The sequence below is a fragment of the Xanthomonas hydrangeae genome (assembly GCF_032697525.1).
Lineage (GTDB): Bacteria > Pseudomonadota > Gammaproteobacteria > Xanthomonadales > Xanthomonadaceae > Xanthomonas > Xanthomonas hydrangeae.
In genome coordinates this window covers 3,051,352-3,075,353 of the sequence record NZ_CP103836.1, presented here as the reverse complement: position 1 = coordinate 3,075,353, position 24,002 = coordinate 3,051,352, and the positions used below count along the sequence as shown (strand labels likewise).

Here is a 24,002-nt window from a genome sequence, read left to right as displayed (position 1 = left end):
TGAAGGAGACAGCGTCGTCGATGCGAAGCGTTGCACGGACCAAAGCCGGCTTGCTGTCCATCAGCCGCACACCAGCCGCCCAGCACGCGGCTCGCGTCAAAAATTCGACCAATTCGGGCCCAACTGGTGTTGGGAACTCCGGAAAATATCCCATGGCAAGCAACTGACTGACTGTTTCAGGTCACCGCTTCGCATTAAGGGGGCTTGCATGTCAAAAGATTGACACAAGTCACGGATTCATGATTCAGTCATGAACAGACTGAAACGGAAGGATCTCCCGAATGCCGGTGTCTGCACGGCATCCCTTTTCCCCCTGTTGGACTCAAGGAAACCCCAACGATGATGAGCTTTCGTAAGCCCGGATGGATGCTGTCCGGTGTGCTGTGCGTCGTCTGCCTGCCGGCCCTGGCCGTCGCGCAAGAGGCCGCAACCAGCAGTTCCAAGGTCGGCATCGACCCCGCCACCGGCAAGCTGCGCCCGCTGACCGACGCCGAGAGCGCGGCGCTGGATCAGCAGGCTGCGTCGTCGGCCCGCAGCAGTGCTGCACGCACCACGGTTCCGCAGACCGAAGCCGCCGCACGCGCGACCGAGCGACGCCTGCCCAACGGCACCGTGGCGCGCAAACTGCCGGCCACGCAGATGAGTTCGCTGGCCGCGACCCGTCAGGCCGATGGCCGCATCGTCATCGAACACAGCGACGATGCCGACACCCAACCCGCCCACGCCGAGCACGGAGCGCTGCCGCATGAATAAGCCCCTGTTGCTGTTGTCTCTGGCCGTGGCCGCCGCCATCGCGCCGCTGCACGCCAGCGCCGCCAACGTCACGCTGATCAATGGCGATGCCGGCACCAGCGTTGGCTTGAACGATCCCACCACCGCAGCGCCATTAGGCGGCAATCCCGGGCGCTCGGTGGGCGAACAGCGCCGCATCGCCTACCAGTACGCCATGGACCTGTGGGGTGCGGTGCTGCAGAGCAACGTCGAGATCAAGGTGTATGCCTCGTTCGCGCGGCTGACCTGTACCGCCACCGGCGGCACGCTGGGTCAGGCCGGCCCGAACTGGATCGTCAACGATTTCCCCGGTTCCAAGCCCAATACGCTGTATCCGTCCGCGTTGGGCGATGCGATCGCCGGGCAGGATCTGGTGCCCGATCCGAACGATCCGGCCGATGTTTTTTCGCAATTCAACGGCGACCTGGGCAAGGAAGATTGCCTGGCCGGATCGGGCTGGTACCTGGGTCTGGACGGCAAGACGCCAGAAGGCCAGATCAACTTCCTCAACGTGGTGATGCATGAGATCGGCCACGGCCTGGGCGCAGCGGGCTTCCTCAACAAGACCACCGGTGTGCTCGGCTCGGGCACCGGCCTGACCGACGTCTACACCGCGCAGGCCTTCGACAATGTGCAGAACAAGCGTTTCGACGACCCGACCATGACCAACGCGCTGCGTGCAGAAGCGATGCGCACACCGGGTCGTACGGTGTGGGCGGGCACGCGCGTCAACCGCGAGGCGGCGTTGATCCTGGATCCGCGCACCTTGCTGCGGGTGACCGCACCGGCCAGCGCAGCCGGCAAGTACGAGGTGGGCTTTGCCAGCTTCGGGCCGCTGGCCAGTGCGGCCAATTTCCCGGCCAAGTCGGTGGTGACGGTCAACGATGGCGTGGCGGCACCGTCGGCCGGCGATGGCTGCGAGACGCCGTTCGCCAATGCGGCTGCTGTGGCCGGCAAGGTGGCGCTGATCGACCGTGGCACCTGCGCGTTCGCGATCAAGGTGAAAAATGCCCAGCTCAACGGCGCGGTGGGCGTGATCGTCGCCAACAACGCGGCGGGCGTGCAGACGATGGGCAATGCCGCGCCGCCGATCACCGACATCACCATCCCGGCGATCATGGTGTCGCAGGCCGATGGTGCGCGTCTGAAGAGCAGCACCGCAGTGGTCGCGGCGTTGTACGAAGATCCCGAGCTGTTGCAGGGCACCGACAGCGAAGGCCGTACACGCTTGTACGCGCCCAGCGTGGTGGCCGGCGGTTCGACGTTCTCGCACTTCGATACCGATCTGCAGCCGAACGCGTTGATGGAACCGTTCGACACGCCGGAAGTGCAGGCGCAGCTCAATATCGACCTGACCCCGGCGATGTTTGCCGATATCGGGTGGACCTTGAACCGCGGGCTGGCCAAGCTCGGTAGCTGCAACACGCTGGTACCGACGCTGGAGACCGGCGGGTTGATTCCCGGCGCGAACATCTCGGCCGAAAGCAGCCTGTGCAAGACCCAGAACGCCGGCAACCGTCTCGGTTACCTGACCTGCATGGACGAGCACGCGCGCGAATTGCAGAACCAGGGCGCCATCAGCCGCGTGCAACAGGCGTCGGTGTTCGTCTGCGCCACCAAGGTGCGTCCGTAAACAGCAAGATTCACTGCATGTGATGCGAGCGGCGCCGAAAGGCGCCGTTCGTTTATCTGCATCACGCTGATTCCGGTAGCGGCGGCAGCCCGAACACATCGCGCAGATAGCGCAGGTAGCCGGGATCGTCGCACATGCTCTTGCCGGGCGAATCGCTGAGCTTTGCCACCGGCTGGCCATTGCAGCGGACCATCTTGATCACGATCTGCAGCGGCGTCGGCCCCAGGTCGTTGGTGAGGCTGGTGCCCACGCCGAACGCCAGCCGGCAGCGGGTATGGAAATGCGCGTACAGCCGCATCACCTTGTCGATGTTGAGGCCATCGCTGAACACCAGCACTTTGGTCGCGGGGTCGATGCGGTGCGCCCGGAAGTGCGCGATGACCCGCTCGCCCCAGTCGAACGGATCGCCCGAATCATGGCGCATGCCGTCGAACAACTTGCAGAAATACAGGTCGAAATCGCGCAGAAACGCATCCAGCCCGACCACGTCGGACAGCGCGATACCCAGATCGCCGCGGTACTCGCGCGCCCACGATTCCAGCGCCGCCACCTGCGAATCGCGCAGCCGCGGCCCCAGCGCCTGGAAGGCCTGCAGATACTCGTGCGCCATCGTGCCCAGCGGGGTCAGGCCGTAATGCTTGGCGAAATAGACGTTGCTGGTGCCGACGAACTGTTCGCCCAGGCCGTCGCGCAGCAACGGCAGCAACTCGCCATGCCACTGCTGCGAATAGCGCCGACGGGTACCGTAGTCGGCGATCTTGCAGCCGGCCGGCATGCTGCGCAGGCTGCTCACCTTCTCGCGCAGGCGGCTGCGGCCTTGCTCGAAATCCGGCTCGGAGGTGTTGCGGAACCACACCTCGTTGATGATCGCCAGCAATGGCACTTCGAACAGGATGGTGTGCAACCACGGGCCACGGATGGTCAGCTCGATCTCGCCCGGATGGGTAGTCGAGGCCGACAGCTGCAGATACTTGCGATCCAGATGAAACAGCGCCAGGAAGTCGGCAAAATCCGGCTTGATGAAGCGCAGGCTGCGCAGGTAGGCCACTTCATCCTCGCGTAGCCGCAACCGGCACAACGCATCGATCTCGCGCGAGATCTCCTCGATGAACCGCGCCAGATCCACACCGGGCGTGCGGCACTTGAAGCGATAGTCGACCTGCGCGGCCGGGTGTTGATGCAGCACCGCCTGCATCATGGTGAATTTATACAGGTCGGTGTCGAGCAGCGAGTGGATGATCATGCCGCCGGATTATGCCCGTAGCGGCGATCGCGCTGCGTGCAAGCCAATCCGATGCCCTGGGCGCCGCCACGCTGCAAGGGCAGCGCAGCGGCAGTGCGCCGGGCGATCTACTTCGGCGATACCTAGGCAATGGCGCTCGCCACTGTCCCTGGACGATGCCAAGCGCAATCGCTCAGCGCGCCAGCACCTGCTGCGCCGGCTTGCCCTGCACGGTGAAGTCGCTATCGCCCGGCCCGCCGGCCTTGGGGTCGGTGTACCAGCACCACAGCGCGATGCCTTCCACGCCATGCGCCTGCAGCACCTTGCGCCACTGCTGCAACACCTGCAGCTGCAACCGCGTATCGACCGCGGCGGCGCGTTGTTCGGGGCTTTCCCAGGGTGCGGCCAGGCTACCGCGTGCAGAGCGCAGGCCCAGCTCGGCCACCCACACCGGTTTGCCCACGCGTTGTCCCAACTGCTGCAGGCGCTGCGCAGCGGCGTTCATCTCTGCCGTGCGCGTGGCGGCCGCTTCGGACAGACGCGGATACAGGCTGGTGCCCACCGCATCGAACAACGCCCAGTAGCGGAAGCTCTCGGCATGCTCCATGCCGTCGGCCACGTACAACACTTTGCCGCGATAGACCTTGCGGACTTCTGCTACCAGGCCGGGCCATTGCGGCGCGTCCTGCAGCTTGCGCAATTCGGTGCCGATCACCAGCGCTTCGGCGTGTTCGTCTTCGGCCAGTCTGGCCAGCGGCAACAGCGCGTTCTGATACGCGGAAAACCAGGCCGCCTGATCGGTAGGCTCGGTATCGCCCGCCCAATGGCCCGGAATCCACACATGCACCTTGAGCGTGGTTTGCAACCCGGCGCGGTGGCTTTGGCGCAATGCGGCGCGCATGGCTTCCACACTGCTGTCGCTGCCGAGTACCGGGTCGTCGGACTGCGGATTGGCCTGCCACACAAACGCCACCAGCAGCGCCTTGCTGGCACCGGTCTTGGCCAGCGCGTCCAGCGACTGCGCCGCAGACGCGCTCTCCCACGGCGCATTGGCCGACACCTTGACGTTTGCGCCCATCCACGTCGATGCGTCCGCGTTGCATCCGGTTGCCAGCATGCACACGCCGGCCAACAACACGCTGCTTAGAACGCGTTTGAACATGCGGCAGAGGCCTCGCTGGTCAACGGTGTCGTAGGATGCGCGCACTCCGTTGCACCCAGAGTTGCCGTGCGCTTGCCGGGATGCACGACCGTGTCCGGCGCAGCGCCGGACGAGGCGCCATCGGCAGCAACACGCGTTGCCGCAGTGGCATCAACCCTAGCCATGGCGGCATCTGCCGGCTGCACCACAGCGGCATTCGCTGCTGCAGGCGCCACTGTGCGACTCGCCGGTAGCGACACCGGCGCGGCCATCACCAGCGCCTCGCCCTGCAACAGCGACTGCGCATCGGCAGGCGCTGCACGCAGCCAGCTACCCCAGCCCTGCGGCTGCACCCACGCCGCACCGACCAGGCCGAGCAACAACAAGCCGGCCGCCTGGCTACGCTGATCGGCACGCAGCGCGCGCAACAACAAGGCCGCCGGCACCCACAGCAGCAACAAGGCATCGAAGCCGGCCCAGCCGAAGGCGAACGACAACGCCGCCGCACAGACCACCGTGCCGGCACTGGCCACCACGCCGCGCGTGAGCGCGCCACTACGGCTGCGTGCCAGCAACGCCAGGATCGGGAAGCACACCGCCGCCGCCACGCCCCAACGCACGGCCGGCAACCAGCCTTCTGCATGCTCCGCCAAGGGCAACGGCAGTGGATGCGCACCCTGCGCGATGCTGGACAGCGTCGGCCATGGTGCGTTGAACACGGTCAGATTGACGTAGGACCACATGCCGACCAGAAACGCGAACGGCAGGTAGCACACCAGGTAGAACGAACCCGGCGCCTTGCGCAGCATCTGCGGTGGCATCACCAGCAGCAGCCACGGCGCCACCATCGTCGACAACGCCAGGGTCTGCAGATCCAGGCACAGCAGGATGCACAACCAACCGGCGATACGCAGGTAAGTGAAGGCCTCTACCGGCGTCTGCAAGCGCCGCAGGGTGCGGCACAAGCCATAGAACGCGAGCAGACCCACCGCCTGGCTACCGCCTGCGGCGATCGGCAGCAGAAATAGCGGGTTGCAACCCACCAGCAGCGTCAGCCCGCTGGCCCAGCCGCGTCCGAACACGCCGGCCAGATCGCGCCATAGCAGCGACAGGAACAGCGCATTGGCAGCCACCGCCACGAACGGCCACACCTGGAACGGCAGATTCCAGCTGTGCAGCCCAAGATCGATCGCCCACGACAATAGCCCTGTCGCCGGCAAGCCTGCACCCGGCGCCATCGCCGGTGCGGCCGTACCCACCGACTGCACCAACAACGGCTGGCTCAGCAGCGACAACGCCACCACGGCGACCAGAAACGCTGGTAGCCCGCTGTCGCGACGCGGTGTGACCGATTCACTCGTCGAGTGCGGCGCGACGCTCGTTTTCCGAATGCTTGCTGAGGCCATGAGTGGTCTTCTCCCAATAGAACGGATTGTGGATCAGCTGCCAGAGACCCTTGTAAGCGGCGATCGACTGCAACGCCCAATAGAACGGCACCGTCAGCGCGTAAGGCGCCAGCTTGAAGTAGTCGCGCTTGAACGCAGCCACCAGCGTGATGTAGATGAAAAACGCGTTGGCCAATAACAGATTGACCAGCGAGATGGTGGCCAGCCACGGCGGGAAGAAGCGCTCGAACGCGTTTGTTCCGGTGACCGCCCAGACCACATACAAGGCCCACAACACCGGCACGCCCAGCGCGGTAAAGAAGCCGCCGCCGATGAAGAACTGAAATCCCCAGAAGCCCTTGAAACCGGTGCTGCGATACAGATGCACCGGGTCGCGCATGTGCACCAGCCAGGTCTGCATATACCCCTTGAGCCAGCGCGAACGCTGCCGGATCCAGTTGGGAATGCTGACGTTGGCTTCTTCGAACGTGGTGGAGTTGACCACGTTGACGCGATACCCGTTCTGGATCAGCCGCACGCCCAGGTCGGCGTCTTCGGTGACGTTGTACGGATCCCACGCACGCACCTGGCGCAACACATCCAGACGGAAGTGATTGGAGGTGCCGCCCAGCGGAATCGGGATGCGCAGATATTCCAGCGCCGGCAGGTAGAAGTCGAACCAGAGCGTGTACTCCAGCGTGAACATCCGCGTCAGCCAGTTCTCGTCGGCGTTGTAGTAGTTCAGGCGCGCCTGGATGCACACCACATCTTTTTCGGCCTTGCGGAATGCGGCCACCACACGCTTGAGCTGATCCGGCTCGGGCTTGTCTTCGGCGTCGTAGATGGTGAGCAGCTCGCCACGCGCAAAATGCAGCGCGTAGTTGCAGGCCTTGGGTTTGGTCTTGGGCTGCGACGGCGGCACCCGGATGATTTCGAAGAACGCTTCCAGCCCGAGTTTCTTGGCCGCATCGATGGTGTCGAAGTCGTCCGCTTCCAGCACCAGCTTCACGTCGAGCTTGCTGATCGGATAATCCAGCTTGCGCAGCGCGTTGGCCAGAATCGGCAGGACTTCCGGCTCCTTGTACATCGGCACCAGCACGGTATAGACCGGCAGGTCGTCGTCGCGCAGCGCGGCCACTTCGTCCTCGGTGACCTTGATGTCGATGCGATGGCGCGAGCCGAACCACACCAGCAGCAGCTTCAGTCCGAAAGTCGCAAGGAACCCGAGCGCCACCAGCACGTTGACCGTGATCAACGCCGGCACCGGGAACAGCACCAGCGCCGTCACCAGCACCGCAGCGATCGCCCATAGCGTGAACTTCTGTCCGCGCGTCACCACCTGGCGTGCCGAATAGGTCGGCGCATGCGCGGCGAGCAGGTTCAGTGCGTTGTCGGTGAGCTGCTCGTCGGCGTAGCGCTGCAGGCTCCAGATGATGTCGAACTTGGCTGTACCGACAAACCGCACCTCTTCGCCGTAGTGGGCGCGCGCCCAGGCAAACAACGCCGGGTCGGGATCGGCCACCGCCAGCACCAGCACGCCGTCTTCGCGCCGCCACGGCAACAGCAGACGCTGCGCGTAGCTTTCCAGATCGCCGGGGGTGAGCAGTTCCGGATCCGGCGGCTGCTGCACCAGGTCGATGAACTCAAGACCGAAGTGCGCGGCGACGATGGCGTAGAACCGCTGCGCCGGCACGCCGCGCTGGGCCAGGATCACATCGCCCAGACGCGAGTTCCAGCGTTGCTGCAAGGCCAGCGCCGAGCGCAGCTGTTCGTCGGTGATGACGCCTGCCGTGACCAGCGCGCGACCCAACAGACCGCGTTCGCGGCCGATGTCCGGTGCCCGTCCCAGCGCTTCCATTTCGCAGGTGACCGTCATTGTCATGTGTCCTTAGAACCGCCACCAGGCGGCCACGAATGGCCCGCCTGCAGCAGCGGTGTTGCGGCCCATCACCGGCTGCTGGTACCCCACCTGCCACTGGCTACCGCCGGGCGCGGTGTATAGCGTGGACAGCTGCAGCTTGGTGAGGTCGTAGTTGGTGCCAGTGGCGACGTAGCCATTACCCGTGGCCAGATCGGTAACAACATTGGCGTTGTTACGCCCGTTGCCCAGGCCCTGAATCACGTTGACTTCGCCGAGCAACAACCAGCTCGGGGTCAGGCTCAGACCGGTGGACGCATCCACCCGCACTTCGTCGGAGGCGGCGCTACCGCGCAAGCGCACCGCACCACCCAGATCGACATAACCGTTGCGCCCGCCCAGCGTGTAACCACGCCCGCGGCTGTAACGCAGTTCCAGGCCATAGTCACCAAGGCCGAGCGCAGGATCGGAGTTTGCGCCGGGAACCGGAGTGGGATGGTAGGTCTTGCTGCGGCCATACGCCGGGATGCTGACCAACGCCTGCACCGAACTGCGCCAGACATCGTCCTGCGCGCTCGGCAGCGCGTAGCGCAGGCCGATTTCCTGATCGGCAAGACCGGTGGTGCTGGTGCGCGTACGGCCATCTCCGCCGTAGTTGCTGAAACCGACGTCGGTGAAATAGAAATTGCCGATAAAACTGAGCTTGTCGGTCAGACCATGCTCGACGTAGACATTCAGCTGGTCCTGGCGGCTACGCCCGTTTCCATCGAATTGTTGGCCGTCACCGAACGTGGTGCGGTGATGGCTATCGTCGAACCAGCCACGGCCATCGCTATGCAGCGCCTTGACGATCACCAGCGTGTCGCCCTGCGGTTGGGTCCAGGCACCGGCCAACGCCGTGCCTGGCGACGCGGCCAGCGCACAGCCCAGCGCAAGCGCCGAGGCAGATGCCAGCGGCAAACGGCGGAGGTTGCGGGTGAGGTGCGGCGGTGAAGCAGCCGAGCCGGAGTGCGGCGAGGCGAGGCACGACTGACGTACCCGCAAGCGCGGGTCGTTCTGTAAAGACATTTGTACGATTCCTGATGGGGGACCCGGAAGGGACAGGAAGCTAGGGATTGATCACACTTCTAGGCGAAACGTATCACAGTTTCGGCCTGCCGCCATCACTGATTTATCACAAATTTAACACTAGCGAACTCATCTCTTTTGCAACAAACGCGGTACCTGCGCGGCGGCATGGGTCCAGATGGCAAGCCAGACGCCGAGCCGGGTCGCAAACCCGCGTTGACCGGCCTCGAACTTGCGGAAATAGCGCCACAACCCGCGGTGCTTATGCCATTCGACGAAGAACGGCCGCGCCCGGCTGGAGACGCCGCGCACGTGCACCACCTGCAGATCGTTGGCCACCGCGACCAGCGCACCGGCCTGGCGCGCGCGCCGGCACAGGTCCAGATCTTCGGCGTGCAGGCGGTAATCGCCATCCCAGCCGTCGAGTCGGTCGAACAGGCTGCGTTGCATCAGCATCAAGGCCCCGGAGATGGCGTCCACCGGCTGCAGCGCCACCGCCGGGTTGGCTGGCACCGCCAACTGGGCGGCGGCACGCGGCGCGCGCAGCATCGCGGCAAAGTCCGGATCGCGGCGGCGCACTGCGGCATCCGGCCGCCCCTGTTCGTCCACCTGCTCCACGCCCAACAGCACCGCCGCGTGCCCGGCCGCGCGCGCGCGCAGCTGCACCAGGGTGTCGCGTTCGACCATCAGGTCCGGATTGATGAAGACCAGCCAGGGCGCCTGCGAGTCGCGGGCGCCTTGATTGCAGGCGGTCGCAAAGCCGGGGTTGTCGGGATTGGCGATGAAATGCACCCGCGCATCGGCCAGCGCATGCCGCTGCACGACCTCCAGGGTGTCGTCGCTGGACGCGTTGTCGACCACCCGGATTTCGCTGATGCCCTCGGCCGCGCGCAACCGCGACAGGCAGGCATCGATCGTGCTGCTGCTCTGATAGGTAACGACAACGGCGGCGATCTGGACAGGCGTCATCCGGCAATTATCCCGTGCCAAGCCCGCGCAGCGCCATCGCCGTCGTCGCTCCTACAAGGCCGGCATGACGGCGGCCTGCTTGAGCAGGCATACTGCGCGCCCGAAGGCCGCCATGCGGTTTTCGGCAGCGCCGCCTGCGGCGCACCCACTACACCTGATCCATGAGATGACGGCCAGCGACCTTTCGGTGTTGCGCTGCCTTATCACTCCATGCGTCGCGACCGCCTGATGGCGCGCGCGATGCAACGACGGCCTGGCAGCGCCGTCTGTGTCGTTGCTGGCGTGCGCGCCGGGTCTGATGCATCGGCTCCGTCCTTTTGGTCTATACCACTGACACTCCCTGTCAGCGCTCTCTTGCCGAGCGTGTGCCCATGAGCACCGAGCATCAGGTGCATGGCATGAGCCTGGAATTGGCGCTGCCGGACTGGCCGATGCTGAACGCCGACGAGATCCATCGCGTGTTGCAGCGCTTGTCCGGCCATGCCGGTGGCGAGGTGATCCGCTGGCATAGCGCGCGCCCCTTTTCCGCCGCTGCATGCGTGGACACCGCAACCGGCCCGCTGATCGTCAAGCGTCACCACTGCCGCGTACGCACGGTCGCTGCGCTGCGCGAGGAACACGTCTTCATGGCGCATCTGCGCTGGGCCGGCGCGCCGGTGGTCGAGGTGCTGCACGATGCCCAGGGCCGCACCGCATTGACGCAAGGCGATTGGGTCTACGAAGTGCAACGCGTCGGCGCCGGGAACGATCTGTACCGCGATGCGTTGTCGTGGACCGCGTTCCATAGCGACCAGCATGCGTTCGCAGCCGGTGCTGCCTTGGCACGCCTGCATCTGGCAGCCCAGGGATTCGACGCGCCGCCGCGCGACACCAGCGTACTGGTCGCCAACTTCAGCGTGTTTGCGCAGGCAGACCCGATCCAGGCATTGGAACAGGCACTGTTGTCGCGCCCTGGCCTGGCCGCCGATCTTGAACAGCGGCCGTGGCGCAGCGATCTGGCCGCACATCTGCTGCCCTGGCACGCACAGGCATGGCCGTTGTTGTCCGCACCGGGGGCGATGCCGCCGCTGTGGACGCATGGCGACTGGCATGCCTCAAACCTGTTGTGGCGCACGCAGGACGGGGACACCGAGGTCGGCGCGGTGTTCGACTTTGGCCTGTGCGATCGCAGTTTTGCGTTATTCGATCTGGCCACCGCGATCGAACGCAATCTGATTCCGTGGCTGAATCTGGACAACGGGCAACGCGCGCAACCGCAGCTGGACCAACTCGACGCACTGCTGGACGGGTACGCACAGCACTGCCCGCTGGGGGCTGCGCAACTGCGCCTGCTCGCCGCCTTGCTGCCGATCGTGCATGCCGATTTCGCCTTGAGCGAGATCGAGTACTTCGCCGGCATCACCCGCTCGGCCGGCAACGCCGACATCGCCTATCACCGTTATCTGCTTGGCCACGCGGACTGGTTTGCCAGTGCCGATGGCCAGCGTCTGATCGAACACCTGCGCGCGCGTGCGCGCCGTCTGCCATGAGCGTTTTTCTTCCTTCTTTTCGAGTCTTGCCCATGCCTGTGTCCCCCACCACCCTGCTCTCTCGCTGCCCGCTCGCGCTTGCACTGGCGCTGTGCATCGCCACGCCGGCGTTGGCGCAACAACAACCCGACGACGCAGCGGTCGAACTGGATGCAGTCAACGTACGTGGCGAACGTGCCGATGCAAACACTGCATTGACCGGATTCGGTGCCACGCGCCTGCTGGATGCACCGGCCTCGATCGCAGTGTTCGATCGCCAGCAATTGCTCGATCGTCAGGCACGCGTGCTCAGCGAGGTCTTGCGCGCCGATGCTTCCGCTGGCGATGCGTATGCGCCGATCGGCTACTACGAAAATTTTGTGGTGCGTGGCTATTCGCTCAACGCTGCCAACAGTTACCGCATCAACGGCCTGAGCGCGGTGGGCGAGCAGTCCATCGCGCTGGAGAACAAGCAGCAGGTGCAACTGCTCAAAGGTCTGGCCGGGCTGCAATCGGGTGTCAACGAACCGGCCGGGCTGATCGACTACCGCACCAAGCGGCCAGAGCACGTACGCAGCGTGACCCTGGGTACCGACGAACAAGGCTCACGCTATGTCGCCGCCGACCTGGGCGACTGGTTTGGCGCCGAGCGCAGCCTGGGCCTGCGCGTCAATGCCGCACGCGAAGACATCAACAGCTATGTCGACCATGCCGATGGCTATCGCAATTTCCTCTCGCTGGCCGGCGACTGGAAGATCAGCCCGCAATCGCTGCTGCAACTGGATGTGGAATACCAGCATCGGCAACAGCGCTCGGTGCCCGGCTATCAGCTACTCGGTGGCACCCAGGTGCCGCGCGCTATCGATGTACGTCGTTTGCTTGGCTACCAACCGTGGTCGCGGCCGGTGGAGATGGATTCGCTCAATGCGCAGCTGCGTTACGCGTATCAATTCAACGACAACTGGCGTGCCACCGCAGAAGCCTCGCGCAGCCGTTCGGTGATCAACGACTTTTCCGCGTTTGCCTGGGGTTGTTATGGCGCGGCCAGCTGCGCCGATATCGTCACGCCCAACTTTTTCAGCGCGCAGGGCGAGTACGACGTTTACGACTACCGCAGTCCCGACGACACCCGCGTGCACGATCAGGTGCGCGCCACGCTGGAAGGCCATGTGGTCACCGGCATGCTGGATCACCGTCTGAGCATCGGTGGCGATTGGCTTCGCCGCACCATCGACCGTTTCGGCTCGGTCAACGAGTTCGTCGGCAGCGGCAGCATCGAGCGCGACCCGGAGGTGTTTACACAAACCGACGTGGCACTGGACCCGAAGCAACGCCGCCTGGATAGCCGTCAACGCGCGTTGGTATTGGCTGACCGCATTGGTCTGGGTTCGCAATGGGAGTTGTCGCTGGGCGCGCGTTATGTGCGGCTGGACGAGCGCGCGTTCGATCGCGACGGGCTGCTGGAACGACGCACGCGCAAGGACGCAGTGCTGCCGCAGGCGGCGCTGCTGTTCAAGCCGCAGCAGCAGGTGGCGTTGTATGCCAGCTACGCCAAAAGCCTGGCAGCCGGCGGCACCGCACCGTGGTTTGCCGACAACGCCGATGAAATCCTGCCGCCCACCAACGCGTATCAGCTGGAAACCGGCGCGAAGATCGAGCTCGATGGCCTGCGTCTTGGCGCAGCACTGTTCGACATCCGCCAGGCCTACCAGTTCACCCAACCGCAGGCCGACGGCGGCCTGCTCTACGTGCAACAAGGCCGCTTGCACAATCGCGGTCTAGAGTTATCGGCCGACGGCGCGGCCACCGAACAACTCCGCATCTTCGCCAGCGTTGCGGCGATCCGCTCGCGTGCAGAAGACACCGACATTGCCGAGTACGAAGGCCATCAGGCGATCAACGTGCCCAAGCTGCGCGCCAGCGTGCAGGCCGACTACAGCGTGCCCGGCATCGATGGCCTGGCGCTGCTGGCAGGCGTGCAATACAGCGGGCGCAAGTTCGCCGATCGCCTCGGCAATGCCAGCGTGCCGGCCTATACCGTGGCCAATCTGGGCGCACGCTACGCCACTGCACTGGGCGGCTTGGCAACGACCTGGCGCTTGAACGTGGACAACGTGTTCGACAAACGCTACTGGCGCGATTCCGGCGAATACCAGGGCGATGCGTATCTGTTCCCGGGCGCGCCGCGTACGGCGCGTCTGACGGTGCAGGTGGACTTCTAAAAACAGCCCATGCGGCCATTCGATCAGCTGACGCGTGCGGCACGCCACGGTAGTGCTGCGCGGGCCGACTGCGCTGCACGTGTGGCTGCAAACGGTGAACGGCGTCCACCTGCTTGCACGGTCGCCTTGAACCGTTCTGCAGCCCTGCATCGCGATCCATCCTCCATCCCTCGTTCCCTTTAGGCGTTCCCTTCAGACAATCCATGTCATCGCTCGAATCCATCGCCGTCGTTATCAACCTGCTCGGCGTCTGGCTGACCGCGCGGCGTATTCGCTGGTGCTGGCCGGTCGGCATCGTGGCGGTGGCGCTGTACGCCTGGCTGTTCTATCAGTGGAAGCTATACTCGGACATGCTGCTGCAAGGCGTCTACGTGCTGACCCAGCTGTACGGCTGGTGGCACTGGCAACGCGGAACCGCCGCAGACATGCGAATTCGTCCATTGCCGATGCCGCACGCGGAGCTGTTGGTGTCGCTAGGCATCGGCGCACTGTTTGCCGCCGCGCTCGGCGCCTACATGCATCACCGCACCGATGCTGTGCTGCCGTGGCTGGATGCGGCGCTGGCCAGCTTCAGCCTGGTCGCCAGCGTGTGGGCCGCGCGCAAACGCATCGCCAACTGGGTGCTGTGGATCGTGCTCGATTGTATTTACGTGGGCGTGTTCCTCAGCAAAGCGCTATACCCCACTGCCCTGCTCTACGCCGGTTTCGTGCTGCTGGCGATGTATGGATGGCGTAGCTGGAACACCCAACAGAAGCAGAACCCGGCAGGCATCGACTGAGCCATGTGCGGTTTGTGGGCGCGTTCTTCTTTACCATCGCAACATGCATCTCTTTCATCACACTGCCTTGCACATGCGCTGCCTCCGTCATCGGCGGATCGCCGCATGAGCGTGTCGCGCCAACACGCCATCACCGAAGTCATTTCCGCGCAGATCGCGGACGGCGAATGGGGCCCGGACCAGCGCCTGCCGGTGGAGCGCGAGCTTGCAGAGCGCTTCGCCTGCACCCGCATCACCTTGCGCGAGGCCTTGCAGCAGCTGGAAGCCGAAGGCCGCATTTACCGCGAAAACCGACGCGGCTGGTTTGTCAGCGCACCGCGCGTGCGCTACGACCCCACCAGCATCGCCGGCTTCATGCAGTACGTGGCCGCGCAAGGGCGCAAGCCGCGCACCGAACTGCTGAGTGCCACCCGGCAGGCAGCCGGTGCCGCGTTCGCTGCGGCATTGCGGTTGGAAACAGCGTACGAAGAGGTCTTCGTGCTGCAACGCCGGCGCTGGATCGACCGCCGCGCGGTATTGCTGGAAACCAACGTGGTGCTGGCCGCCTGGGCACCGGGCCTGCTCGAACACGATCTGGCCGGTTCGCTGTCCAGCGTGTTCAACCAGAAACTGGGGTTGTTTCTGAGCCGCGCGCACGTCTCGATGCACCCGGCCGGGCTGGATGCCACGCAAGCCATGTTGCTGCAATCCACCACCGGCACACCGTGCTTCCGGCTGCAGCGGGTCAGCTTTGCCGAAGACGGCCGCGCGGTGGAACTCGATATCGAATCCTGGCGTCACGATGCACTGGACGTGGTGGTGCGCACCGAGGCGCCGACGCGGCCGGCTTCTTGAGGGCGACTAACAAAACTACGTCATGCCAGTCTACTGCAGAGCGGCTGATCTGCGGCTTGGCTGCAGGGTCCTTGCCCACCCACCCTCGCGGGACACGCCGCAAGTACGTCCATGTAGGCTCTTACGCGGCATCCATGCCGCGTAAGGTCCCGCGACGGTGGGCGGGCAAGGACCAGTGGAGATGGTCGGTGTGCATGTTTTCAACAAAGCAGCCGACTAACTTTCTGGTGCGGTGTCCTCGCCGCTTGCGGGACCGTATGGCGGCATGGATGCCGCCACCGAGCCTACACGGACGTACTTGCGGCGTGTCCCCGCGAGCGGCGAGGGCACCGCGCACTCGACCCACTCAGCGTTTGATCTGGACTTCCGACGCGTTTGACGTGAACTTCCGACGGCATCCCCCAGGATGCGGCCGACAACACCACTGCACTCACCGCACGGCGAGCAATCGTCAGCTTGCAGGGGACAGCGCTCAAGGAACCGCACTGTACGCGTGGTACACGCCGTACCGAATACCGACTGCACCCGCATAGCGGTGAGCATGCCGCTTTGGCAGCTGATCTACGCGTCAAATAGCCTGCGTTGTGGATCCGGCGGCGGCAAGTCGGCCAGCAATTGTGCGAGTTGATCGCGCTGCGCACGCAGCGGATCGTGCATCAGGAAGTTGGCCAGGCGTGCGTGCCAGGCCGGCCAGCGGGTGGCCAGTGCATCCATGTCGCCATCGGCCGGGCGGCCTTCGTGCGGCGAGGCGACGAAGGCGGTTTCGCACAGGACATTGCGCCATCCCAGCCCGCCCATGCGCAGGCTCAGATCCACCAGTGCGGCGTACCACGAGCCGTAACTGCTGGCATCTAGGCCGCCGGCCTTGCGCCGCGCACTGCCGCGCAACAGCACTGCGTGGCCAGTGGCCGAGGGCAGTTCCGGGTGCAGCGGTGGCATTGCGGCGCAGGCGGCGGCAAGTCGGCCCGGCGCGACGGGCATGGGGTTGAGTTCGCCCAGTCGCGGCCAGCCGCAGGCTTCGCCCACATTGCTCCAGGGCGTGGCGGTGGCAATCGCCGCATCGCGCGCAAAGCAGGCGTTGAGCTGATTCAGCCATCCCGGCAGCGGGCAGGCATCCACACCCAGCACCACCACATCGGCATCGCCGCAGCCGCTGAGCATTTCGTCCAGATGCGCCACCTCGCCGAGCATGCGCTGGCGACGGGTGTGATGCGCCTGCAGCTGCGTGCGCGCCAGCCAGTGTTCGATGACGGCACGGCCGCGCGGGCCGGCCTGCGCATCGTCGGCCAACCACACCCGCGTGCCGGCGGGTGTGGCCGCATCCAGTGCGCCCAGGCAGGCATCCAGGGCCTCGTCGTCGGTGCCGACCGGCACCAGCACGACGGGCAGCGCTGCACTCACCTTAGTTTCTTGCCTGCATCAAGCGGATCCATGGCGCGGAACTTCTCGCCGTACTCATCGGTGAGATCGCGCGCTTCCTGCGGGTTGCGCACGATCGACGGGGTGATCAGTACGATGACTTCGCGGCGGTTGCTGCTCTTGCCCTTTGAACCGAACAAGGCGCCGACCACCGGCAATTTACTCAGAAATGGCACGCCGTCGCTGGTATCGGTAGTGGTGTCGTCGATCAGGCCGGCCAGCATGATTGTGTCACCGCTCTGCACTGCTGCTTCTGTCTTTACGCGACGCGTATTGATATCGACGTTACAAGCAGCAGCATTGACAGTTGCAGTGGCCGAAAGACAAGCCGCGGGCCGATCACCTGGGCTACTGACTTCCTGGACAATATCCAAAAACACCATGCCATCTTTGGTCACGCGCGGGCGCACCTTCAATATCACGCCGGTATCGATGTACTGAACTGAAGAGAAGCTGCTATCGCTTCCAAGACCGGTATTAATCGAGGTGGAATTGATCGCAATGCGTGAGCCAACATTCAATGTGGCTTCTGCGTTATTACGCACGAAGACGGAAGGTGTTTGCAGCAGACGCACATTGGTCACCTGATCAAGCGCATTGATGACCGCAGCTGCGTTCTTACCCAGAAACGTCCAACCGAGACCTGCAGTGCCGGTAACACTGCCGGCGATGTCACCCCAAATATTGCGGCCAGCGGCAGATGGCAAACCAGCACCGCCGGCAGTTGTCGCTGCATTGACTGAATTCTCAAAATACCAGTTCACGCCATAGCTCAGCGCACCAGTCAAATTCACCTCAGCCACCTGCGCTTCGATATGTACCTGCATCGGCATCACGTCGAGCTTCTCGATGACGTCGCGGATCGAGGTCCATGCCTGCGGTGTGGAGCGCACCAGCAAGGTATTGGTTTCGGCCACCGCCGACACGCCGACCTTGTCGCCTGCCACTTCCAGCGTCACCGCGCCATTGCCGTTGCTGCGCGGCGACAACTGCAGGCTGCCGTTGCCCAAGCCACCACTGCTGCTGCCACTGCCGCTATTGCCGCCGAAGCTGCTGCCGGACGAGCTGGCATCGTTGCTTTCGCCGATGCTGCCGCCAGTGGTGCCGGAGCTGCCGCCCATACTGCTGTCGCGATTGCCGGCTACGCCGCCAAGCACGCTGGTTTCCGAGCCGGGCGCCAGCGAGGCATTGGAGTCACCGCCATTGCCACGGCCGCCGAACACTTCCGACAACCGATCGGCCAGGTCCTTGGCCTTGATGTATTTCAACTCATACGAGAACAACCGCACGCCGCCACCGGCGCTGTCGATGCGGTCCAGCCACTGCTGGATCTGGTCCAGATAGCGCGGCTGCGGGGTGATCACCAGCACTGCGTTGGCGTTTTCCAGCGGCATGAAACGGAACATGCCGGCGCTGGGCGTCTTGCTCTGTTCGCCGAAGACTTTTTCCAGATCGGCGGAGACTTTTTCGGCCTTGCCGGACTGGATCGGGAACACGCCCACCGACATGCCCGACAGCCAATCCACGTCGAAGATCTGCACGGTGCGCAGGTAGTTTTCCAGCTCGGCGCGGGTACCGCCCAGGGTGATCACATTGCGCGAGTTGTCGGTGCCGACGATGGCGTTGGGCCGTGCGTAGGGCTCGAGCACCTTCTTCATTTCGCTGGCGGAGATGAACTTCAACGGCACCACGCGCACCTCGAAACCGCGCGCGGACGACGGCGATGCGGTGCTGGGTGCGACGGTGCCGGCCAGCGCCTGGTCGGCCGGCACGATGTTGTAGCGGCCACCGTTGAACACCATGCGCGCGTTGTTCCAGCCCAGCACCATTTCCAGCAGGTTCAAGGCTTGCGCCGGCGAGACCGGATTGGGCGTGGCCAGGGTCACGGTGCCTTGCACGCCCGGCGCGATGACGTAGTTCTGGCCGAGCATGTCGCCCAGGATCGCCTTGACTACCGCCTGCACCGATTCGCCTTCGAAATTGAAGGTGGCGCTGCCGCTGCTGGCCATGCCCAGCGTGGGCGACGGCGCGGCGGCTGCGCTCTGGTTGATCATGCTGCCGCTGCCGCGACGGATCACCGGCACCGGCTTGGCGCTGGTGTTGCCGTCGGCAGCTTGCTCGGCGCTGGTCTGGGTGGCGCCGGCTGCGCCGACTTGCGGATCCAGGCGCGCGTCGCGGCGTACGTCCGGCGGCGGAGTGGTGGCGCAACCGGCCAATAGGCCAATCAGCAGGGACACGGGGAACAGGCGCGGCGTCATGCGTTCACTCATTGGGTCTGACCGGGGGTTGAGCCGCTCTGGCGCTGCTGTTGCAGCTGGCGGCGTCGGGCTTCGATGCGTTCGCGGATGGCACGCATCTGATCGTCGGAGGGGCGTGGGGCTTCCTGGGCGCCGTCGCTGCGTTGCGGCGGCACTGTCGGCGGTGCCTGCCCGCCGGGCTGCTGGGCAGGCGTGGCGGGCTGGGGTTGCGGCGGCTGCACCGCGGCGGCGTCGGGCGATGGTAACGGTGGCGTGGCGCCGGGGGCGGCCGGCGCGCCGGCATTGGCGGTGGGCGGCTGCCCGCCCTGGCCGTTGAACACCTGCAGTTCCAGGGTCTGGGTGCCGCCCGGGCCTTCGATGGTTGCGCTGCGCGGCTGCAGCGCGAGCAGGCGCCAGCCCTTGACCGCATCGCCGCCGAGTTTGACCCGCACCGAATCGTGCGGGTCCAGGGTCAGCGTGGCCATCTTAAAGTTGTCCGTCAGCAGCACGCCGGTCAGCCGCACCGTCGATGCGGCGCCGCTGCCGTCGTTGCCGGACAGGAAGAACGGATGCGGCAGGCGATCTTCGGCGAAGGCCGGGTGCGCGGCGATTTCCGAATATTTCTCGAACGCACCCAGCCGCTCCGGCGCCGGTGCCGGCAGGGTGGGCAGGCGCTGCACCAGCGCCGGGTCGTCGGGCAGCAGTTCCACCCGCTTGCCCAGGCCGGCGACCGCCAGCACGCAGACCAGCAGTGCCCAGCCGACCACGGTGGCCAGCAGCCAAGTGCGCAGGCCGATCAGGTCAAGGCGCATTGCTGGCCTCCGCGGCGTCGGGGGCGGCATCGGTATTCAACGGTGCGGCGCTGGCGCCCGGGCGCAGATAGCCGGCCAGTTCGAAGGCGATATCCAGGCCGTTGCCGCTTTCGTTGGGCGAGAGTTGATAGCGCTGCGCCATCACGTTGAGATTGTCCACGAACAGGCGCGGGGTGCCGTTTTCCAGGCTGTACAACACCGAGGCCAGCTCCGGGGTGCCGCAGCGCAGGCGCACCTGCACCGCGACGCGGGTGAAGCGGTCCTTGCTTTCCGGCTGCAGCGGCGAGCGGTTGCTGATCGCGCAGCTGCGGTTGCCGGGGCTGGCTTCCACCACCGCGCGTTCCAGCCGCTGCACCAGGCCGGCGGAGGCCAGTTCGGCAGACGTTTCAGGCAAGAAGCCGGGGCGGCTTTCCAGGGTCTGGCGCGCCTGGCGCAGGCGCTTGCTGACTTCCGGTGCCTGCTGCAATTGCACGCGCACGCGCAGCTCGCGTTCGCGCAGCGCCTGCAGGTCGTCCTGCACCGCGATCATCGGTTGGGTGAACCAGGGGTGCACCAGCACCAGATAGGCCACGCCGATCACCAGCACCAGCAGGCCCAAAGCGATCCAGCGATCGCGCTTAACGCTGCGTGGCATCGGCCGCCTCCTTGGCATCGGGACCGGCCAGCTCGGCGGTGATGGTGAAGCGGTCCACATTACGACCGGCATCGCTCTGCAGTACGCCGGTCAGCGAGGGCGTGCGCCACAGCGGCGAGCCTTCCAGACGACGCACCAGCGAGGACGCTTCGTTGCTCAATCCGATCAACTGCAATTGCCCGCCTTCGACCGAGAATTTTTCCAGATAGGTGCCGCCGGGAAGACGCCGGCTCAGCTCGTCCCAGATTTCCACCGAGGTGGGGCGCGTGGCGCGTTGCTGCTGGAAGAAGGTGGCACCTTCGACCAGATCCAGCAATTGCTGGCGTTCGGCAGCGACCTGGCGCGCACGTGCGGCGTTGGCCTGCACCTTGGCACGCAAGTCGTCGGCGGCCTGGCGGCGGTTGTCCAGCAGCAGCCAACCGGCCACTGCCAGCAGCACCAATGCGGCGGCAGTGAGCAACAGGTTCCAGCGCTGCATCGGGTCGCTGCGGCGCAGGCGACGCGCCGGCGGCAGCAGGTTCACGCCCAGCGGCAGGCCATGCGCATCGGTCACATCGATGCCCGACAACGCGCTGCTCCATGCGTCGGGCACACCGTCCGGGCCATCGATCATGCGGCGCGGCACCACCACCAGTTCGACATCGAGCTGGCCGTCTTCGCGCACATCGAGCACGCGCGCATCGAAATACACCTGGTCGGCGGTGAACGGGGTTTGCCGATCGATCTCGAAGCGCGCCACGTCCTGCAAACGCGCGGCTGCCGCCGCAGGCAGGCGCAACGGACGACGCAAGGCATGCGCGGCAGGCAACAGCCAGTGCCGCGGCAGGCCCTCCAGTGCGATGGGCAGCAAGGCATTGACTTCCTGCGGCTGCACTGGCCACGGCAGGCTGGCGATGGTCTCGCTGCTGTGGTCGCGCTGGCGCAGCAGTTGCAGCGCATCGCCGTCGGGCTGCAACAACAGGCGTGACTGCGACAGACCCAACTGCCATTGCCAGCGCTGCGGCAACCAGGCCAGCAACGATTGCTGCCACCAACGCCAGAAGCCTCCGGCTCCCGGCATGGCGCGTACGCCGATACGACCCAAGGTATCCCGCCATGCGGTCATTGCACTGCTGCTCCCTCTTCCCAACGCAACACGGTATAGGCCGACCCAGGTAATGCGGACGCACTGATGGACACGACCGCCCGCAACACGGCCTCGCGTCCCTGACTCAGTCGCGCCCGGCTCTCAATACTATAAGTGTCCGAGCCACCGAGCGTCGCCTCGCTGCCCGGCAAACCCGGCGGCGCATCACGCTGGGCCAGCACTTGCCGCGCATCCAGGCCCATCGCGGTCAACACCGGGCCGGGCGCAAAACGCGCTTCAGGCCGCGAGCGGCCGCTGTACAGCGTGAGGTTGGGCAACAGCTTGCGATACAGCTCGCCATCCATGCCCAGCACCAGGCGCAACTCGCCCAGCGTTTCGAACGGGCCATCTTTTGCGCCGTACGGCAACCCGGCATCGGCGTAATCGCGATCTTCTGCACCGCCGCCCGGCTGGCTCAGCGAGTCGCCATCGCGCCAATCGACGATGGCGGCGGCAATGCGCGCATCGTGGCCCTGCTCGCCACCGACTGCGCGCACCAATCCCGCCAGCAATGCAGGCTCGGCCATATTCAAATCCACCTTGCCGCTTTCGTCGGTGATACGAATCTCCACCGTGGCATCGTCCATCTGCCAACGATAGCGCCGGCCGTCTGCGCGCCAGCGTGCCTGCGTATCGGTACTTTGCAAGCGAAACAATGCGTATTCCAGGCCGGAGCGCGCGTATTCCTGCGTCTGCGCGCCGTTGCGCAGCATGCTGCCCTGCAGCGCTTCCACCCGCGCGGTCAACGCGAATGCGCCGATCATCGCGGTGAGCAAGGCAATCAACCACAACACCAGCACCAGCGCGGCGCCGCGCATGCGGCTCATTGCCCCGCTCCCGGGTTGCTGGATTGCGGCAAGGCCACCACCAACGGCGGCCACGCAGCATTGCCGCTACGGATCTCGATGCGCACCAGCAGCGGCAGCCGGTCGTGCCATTCCCATTGCGGCAACCACGCGCTCAAACGGCCGCTCTGGGGATCCATTCCGCGATAACGAAAGCGCACCTGCTGCACGCCTTCGGCGAGTGTTTCCGGCGGCAGCGCGGTGCCCTCTTCGATCGACTTGCCTGATTGCAGCATGGTCAATGCGATCAACAGATTGCGCTGCTCGCCATCGCCGGCCACCGACAGGTCATGCAGATACGGCCCGCCACGGCCCAGATAATCCGGTACGTCGGCGGCAAAACGCATGCGCTGCGGCTCGCCGATGAACAACATCGGTTGCTGGCTTTGCGGGTCGATGCCCATCGCGATCGGCAACGCGGCCGCCAACCGGCGACGCAGGAATTCTTCCACCGCGCGCACGCGCTCGCTACGCTGGGCGATCGCTTCGCCGCGCTGACTCACCGCGCTGGCCGAGCGCAAGGTGGCGAACGCCAATGCCAGCCCACCCACCAGCAACATCGTGGCCAGCAACACTTCGATCAGCGTAAAACCCGCGCTGCGCGAACGACTCATGGCGCGCTGCCCGGCTGCGCCGCAGCGACCAGCCGCAAGGTGCGCCATTGCAGCACTTGATTGGGCTGCTCGCCCCAACGCACTACCAGGGTCAGCTGCAGCAACGTATGGGCGCCCGGTGAAACCGGCGCCTGCGGATTGCGCCGCGGTTCGTCGTACGGGCGCACATCCATCGACCAGCGAAAATGCCCGTCCTCGAAGCTGCCTTGTTGCTGCTCGGGCACCAACGGTTTGTCCATGCCCTGGGCGGCCAGCAACGATTGCGCATGCAGCGTGGCGCGCGTGCTGTCGTCGGCCGCGCGTACCTGACGCGCAGCACCGGACAGCGATCCCAGCAACAGGCTCAACGCCAATGCCAGCAGCGCAAAGGCGACGATCACCTCGATCAACGTGTAACCGCGCTGGCGCTTCATGGCGCCGGCGTCCGCAATTGCCCGGAGCGTACTTCGCCGGTGATCCAGCCCACGTCCACACGCCAGGTGGCGTCCTTGACGCGTAGATCGATACGCCCGCCGGTGGAGGCGCCATCGGGGAAGAACTGGATGGCGCCCTGATCCTGCCGCGACTGCACCTGCCGCGCACCGGTAAAACGCACCTCCAGCGACGACGGCAGATCGCCGTGATGGCCGCCGGGTGCTTCCCAACGGCGCTGCTGCGGGTCGATCAGAAAGCGCTGCGGGGTGCCGGTGGCGATCGCCTGGGTGCGCGTGTAGCGCAGCTGCGAGGCGATCGCCTTGCCGGCGGTGCGCAGGCGCATGCCGTCGATCCCGCCGTTGAGTGCTGCGGCGGCCAGTACGCCGGCCATCGCGATCAAGGCGATGACCAGCAGCATTTCCAGCAACGAACTGCCACGCGTGCGTCTGCCACCAGGACCGACCACTCCATGCGGATGACGCAACGGCTGACACGCAACGCGCATGGCGAA

21 protein-coding genes, 1 other RNA gene and 1 pseudogene are annotated in these 24,002 nt (G+C 65.4%); 7 read left to right on the top strand and 16 right to left on the bottom strand.

Going from position 1 to position 24,002, the window contains the following annotated elements:
- Positions 1-339 precede the first annotated feature (339 nt).
- Together NYR97_RS12985 and NYR97_RS12980 are read left to right on the top strand one after the other, a co-directional pair.
- A complete protein-coding gene (locus NYR97_RS12985; RefSeq protein ID WP_074056667.1) occupies positions 340-753 on the top strand; it encodes a post-PEP-CTERM-1 domain-containing protein in 414 nt (137 codons plus the stop codon).
- Positions 746-2,404, top strand: coding sequence for a PA domain-containing protein (locus tag NYR97_RS12980; RefSeq protein WP_205392437.1), 1,659 nt, complete (start codon positions 746-748; stop codon positions 2,402-2,404). Before NYR97_RS12985 ends, NYR97_RS12980 begins: the two co-directional genes overlap by 8 nt.
- 61 nt (positions 2,405-2,465) lie before the next feature.
- On the opposite strand, the gene pncB is transcribed toward NYR97_RS12980, so the two are convergent.
- The 6 genes from pncB to NYR97_RS12950 all read right to left on the bottom strand — a co-directional run bounded on the left by pncB (position 2,466) and on the right by NYR97_RS12950 (position 10,047).
- Complete coding sequence (gene pncB, locus NYR97_RS12975; RefSeq protein ID WP_316693661.1) at positions 2,466-3,647, bottom strand: nicotinate phosphoribosyltransferase; 1,182 nt, start codon at positions 3,645-3,647, stop codon at positions 2,466-2,468.
- A 172-nt stretch (positions 3,648-3,819) separates the two neighbouring features.
- Positions 3,820-4,788 carry a glycoside hydrolase family 113 gene (locus tag NYR97_RS12970; RefSeq protein WP_205392439.1) on the bottom strand — a complete coding sequence of 323 codons (969 nt, stop codon included), beginning with the start codon at positions 4,786-4,788 and terminating at the stop codon, positions 3,820-3,822.
- Positions 4,770-6,071, bottom strand: coding sequence for a hypothetical protein (locus NYR97_RS12965; protein WP_316698216.1), 1,302 nt, complete (start codon positions 6,069-6,071; stop codon positions 4,770-4,772). The genes NYR97_RS12970 and NYR97_RS12965 overlap by 19 nt, the downstream gene beginning before the upstream one ends.
- Before the next feature lie 49 nt (positions 6,072-6,120).
- A complete protein-coding gene (locus tag NYR97_RS12960) occupies positions 6,121-8,028 on the bottom strand; it encodes a glycosyltransferase family 2 protein (protein WP_205392440.1) in 1,908 nt (635 codons plus the stop codon).
- 12 nt (positions 8,029-8,040) lie between these two features.
- Positions 8,041-9,078 carry a hypothetical protein gene (locus NYR97_RS12955; protein WP_316693656.1) on the bottom strand — a complete coding sequence of 346 codons (1,038 nt, stop codon included), beginning with the start codon at positions 9,076-9,078 and terminating at the stop codon, positions 8,041-8,043.
- A 129-nt stretch (positions 9,079-9,207) separates the two neighbouring features.
- A complete protein-coding gene (locus NYR97_RS12950) occupies positions 9,208-10,047 on the bottom strand; it encodes a glycosyltransferase family 2 protein (protein WP_316693654.1) in 840 nt (279 codons plus the stop codon).
- Positions 10,048-10,418: 371 nt separating this feature from the next.
- On the opposite strand from NYR97_RS12950, the gene NYR97_RS12945 reads away from it, so the two are divergent.
- The 5 genes and pseudogenes from NYR97_RS12945 to NYR97_RS22460 all read left to right on the top strand — a co-directional run.
- The gene (locus NYR97_RS12945; RefSeq protein WP_316693652.1) at positions 10,419-11,576 is read left to right on the top strand and encodes a phosphotransferase enzyme family protein; all 1,158 of its coding nucleotides are present in this window, start codon (positions 10,419-10,421) and stop codon (positions 11,574-11,576) included.
- A 32-nt stretch (positions 11,577-11,608) separates the two neighbouring features.
- Positions 11,609-13,777, top strand: a complete 2,169-nt coding sequence (locus tag NYR97_RS12940) for a TonB-dependent receptor (RefSeq protein WP_316693650.1) — start codon at positions 11,609-11,611, stop codon at positions 13,775-13,777.
- A 203-nt stretch (positions 13,778-13,980) separates the two neighbouring features.
- Positions 13,981-14,556, top strand: coding sequence for a nicotinamide riboside transporter PnuC (pnuC, locus tag NYR97_RS12935; protein WP_316693649.1), 576 nt, complete (start codon positions 13,981-13,983; stop codon positions 14,554-14,556).
- 105 nt (positions 14,557-14,661) lie between these two features.
- Positions 14,662-15,390, top strand: a complete 729-nt coding sequence (locus NYR97_RS12930; RefSeq protein WP_316693647.1) for a UTRA domain-containing protein — start codon at positions 14,662-14,664, stop codon at positions 15,388-15,390.
- 145 nt (positions 15,391-15,535) lie between these two features.
- Positions 15,536-15,747 (top strand): annotated as a pseudogene (locus NYR97_RS22460) (hypothetical protein); the annotation flags it as partial.
- A gap of 53 nt (positions 15,748-15,800) precedes the next feature.
- Here NYR97_RS22460 and NYR97_RS12925 read toward each other — a convergent pair.
- The 10 genes from NYR97_RS12925 to xpsH all read right to left on the bottom strand — a co-directional run bounded on the left by NYR97_RS12925 (position 15,801) and on the right by xpsH (position 23,996).
- Positions 15,801-15,892: non-coding RNA, sX9 sRNA (locus NYR97_RS12925), on the bottom strand.
- A gap of 59 nt (positions 15,893-15,951) precedes the next feature.
- The gene (locus tag NYR97_RS12920) at positions 15,952-16,791 is read right to left on the bottom strand and encodes a glycosyltransferase family 2 protein (RefSeq protein WP_316693645.1); all 840 of its coding nucleotides are present in this window, start codon (positions 16,789-16,791) and stop codon (positions 15,952-15,954) included.
- Complete coding sequence (gene gspD / locus NYR97_RS12915) at positions 16,788-19,079, bottom strand: type II secretion system secretin GspD (protein WP_316693643.1); 2,292 nt, start codon at positions 19,077-19,079, stop codon at positions 16,788-16,790. The genes NYR97_RS12920 and gspD overlap by 4 nt, the downstream gene beginning before the upstream one ends.
- Positions 19,076-19,858 carry a type II secretion system protein XpsN gene (gene xpsN, locus NYR97_RS12910; RefSeq protein ID WP_168957120.1) on the bottom strand — a complete coding sequence of 261 codons (783 nt, stop codon included), beginning with the start codon at positions 19,856-19,858 and terminating at the stop codon, positions 19,076-19,078. The genes gspD and xpsN overlap by 4 nt, the downstream gene beginning before the upstream one ends.
- Positions 19,848-20,492: a type II secretion system protein GspM gene (gene gspM, locus NYR97_RS12905; RefSeq protein WP_316693642.1), complete on the bottom strand. Its 645-nt coding sequence runs from the start codon at positions 20,490-20,492 to the stop codon at positions 19,848-19,850. The genes xpsN and gspM overlap by 11 nt, the downstream gene beginning before the upstream one ends.
- Complete coding sequence (locus NYR97_RS12900) at positions 20,476-21,597, bottom strand: PilN domain-containing protein (protein WP_316693641.1); 1,122 nt, start codon at positions 21,595-21,597, stop codon at positions 20,476-20,478. The genes gspM and NYR97_RS12900 overlap by 17 nt, the downstream gene beginning before the upstream one ends.
- A complete protein-coding gene (locus NYR97_RS12895; protein WP_316693639.1) occupies positions 21,594-22,445 on the bottom strand; it encodes a type II secretion system minor pseudopilin in 852 nt (283 codons plus the stop codon). Before NYR97_RS12895 ends, NYR97_RS12900 begins: the two co-directional genes overlap by 4 nt.
- Positions 22,442-23,077: a type II secretion system protein J gene (locus tag NYR97_RS12890; RefSeq protein WP_210762225.1), complete on the bottom strand. Its 636-nt coding sequence runs from the start codon at positions 23,075-23,077 to the stop codon at positions 22,442-22,444. The genes NYR97_RS12895 and NYR97_RS12890 overlap by 4 nt, the downstream gene beginning before the upstream one ends.
- Positions 23,074-23,490 carry a type II secretion system protein XpsI gene (gene xpsI / locus NYR97_RS12885; RefSeq protein ID WP_006450111.1) on the bottom strand — a complete coding sequence of 139 codons (417 nt, stop codon included), beginning with the start codon at positions 23,488-23,490 and terminating at the stop codon, positions 23,074-23,076. Before xpsI ends, NYR97_RS12890 begins: the two co-directional genes overlap by 4 nt.
- Entirely contained in the window at positions 23,487-23,996 is a 510-nt protein-coding gene (gene xpsH, locus NYR97_RS12880) for a type II secretion system protein XpsH (protein WP_205392455.1), read from the bottom strand. The genes xpsI and xpsH overlap by 4 nt, the downstream gene beginning before the upstream one ends.
- Positions 23,997-24,002 lie beyond the last annotated feature (6 nt).